Source organism: Methylosinus sp. Sm6, assembly GCF_019802345.1.
GTDB lineage: Bacteria > Pseudomonadota > Alphaproteobacteria > Rhizobiales > Beijerinckiaceae > Methylosinus.
Genome location: NZ_JAINDZ010000107.1, coordinates 1 through 1,722 on the forward strand (window position 1 = coordinate 1; position 1,722 = coordinate 1,722).

Annotated in this window: 2 protein-coding genes; both read left to right on the top strand. The window is 58.1% G+C overall.

From position 1 onward, the window contains the following. The first annotated feature begins 710 nt into the window (after positions 1-710). Positions 711-923 (top strand): cold-shock protein, encoded by a 213-nt coding sequence (locus K3F48_RS23700; RefSeq protein ID WP_222577897.1) that lies wholly within the window; start codon positions 711-713, stop codon positions 921-923. Positions 924-1,141: 218 nt separating this feature from the next. Next, positions 1,142-1,276 (top strand): hypothetical protein, encoded by a 135-nt coding sequence (locus K3F48_RS24705; protein ID WP_255609732.1) that lies wholly within the window; start codon positions 1,142-1,144, stop codon positions 1,274-1,276. Positions 1,277-1,722: the final 446 nt, after the last annotated feature.

The following is a 1,722-nucleotide window of genomic DNA, read 5'->3' on the forward strand; positions in this document are numbered from 1 at the left end:
GCTACGGCGCTATGAAAAGCGCGCGTCGCGAGCGGCTTGCTCCCGAACTGCTACACCACCGGTGGGGACACGACCGGTATTTGCAGTCCCACTTCGTGTGACTTAAGCTCTCATACTCGTCCACCGCGAAATTTCCTCATCGTGTGCTTGGCGGCTCACGACTGGAAATTTCGTCGGTGGACTGCAGGAAACGTCAAACTCCTACTGCCACCCCGGCAGAGCCGGGGGAACTCTCACTTCGTTTTAGGAGTTCCCAATTGACGACGTCGCAGCCCGCGAGCGGATGCGCCTCGGGAAGCGCGGCAATGCCGATGACACTGTCTTTTCCATGAGATGGCGTTCCTTGATGCTGTTGCGGCTATCAGGATACCGTCCCGGCCGCCGCTTCGCCGTCATGGGATCTGGGTAAACGTCGGGGCCGCCAGACGGTGCGGATCAAGGTGAAAGATCAATACAACGGGCAAAAATGTCAATTTTTCCGACCTGTTTGCAACGTTGAAATTCTCGAAGTCAAAGAAAAATATCGAGAACCCTTGTGTTCCCGACGAGTTCATCCTATGTTGATCAAGTCGATGAACGGCCGGGTGATTTGGCCTTATGCCGAGAAATACTCGCGCTGAGCTGACATTATCCTCTCCTGAAAATGCGATTTCGACGGCTCACAGATTCGTGGGCAAGCAGAACCCCATGCATACGAAAGGATTCTCCTCATGGCGACGGGAATCGTGAAATGGTTTAACGCCCAGAAGGGCTTCGGCTTCATTGCTCCGGATAATGGCGGCAGCGACGCCTTTGTTCACATCAGCGCGGTCGAACGCGCGGGGCTCAACGATTTGCGCGAAGGTCAGAAGGTGGGCTTCGAACTCGTCGCTGATCGCAAGAGCGGCAAAATGTCGGCCGACAGGCTCGAAGTTCTGATCTGATCGCAGCGCCGGCGTCCATGCTTATGCCGTGACCCGGCCAACGTGGAGCCAGCGTCGATCGACTCAGTCGACCATGGATGTACCGGCGACTTGAAACGAACGATGCGGCAGAGCGTTCTACCTGAGGCGACACCCGGCGCCCCTCCCCATAGGGTCGCGGCGCCTTCTGTTTCTCGCATATGCCGACCCGAAACGAGGGCTCGGACCAGGAGGACATCATGGCCAAGGAACAAAGGCGCGGCAATCGGGAAACCAAGAAGCCGAAGAAGAAGCAGGAGCCTGCCACGGCTCCCGTCGGCTCGATGACCAAAGGCTTGTCGGCTTCGATCGGAGTTCCATCGAAGAAGAAGTGATGACGCGCGAGAGCATGATGGTCCGGACCTGAGGAAACGACGGTCACGATCAAATCGCCCATTCGAGCCGGACTCTTTCAACCGCCCGCAACCTATCGGCTATCGATCGACGAGGAGGATTCTTAGTCTATCGTTTCTCGCCTACCGGCATATGGCGACGCTGCTGCATACGCCCGCCATCGCAATCGTCGACGGCGTTCACCAAGTCTTCACGATCGATTCGGCTGAGCTAGAAACCGCATTGGCGGTGGACGAGCATTCGTCGCGTCAGTCTCTCCTATGGACGAAACGGCGCAGACGTCAGGGCGGCGGCGCTCCCGCATCGGTCACCTGCCGCCGACGCCCGTGTAGCGCCGGGAGAGCGTCCTCATAGCCGACATTCTGAACGCGCCCTTCGACGATGATGCGCGTGACGCGCGTCTCGACTGTCACAGCGTCAGGCAATG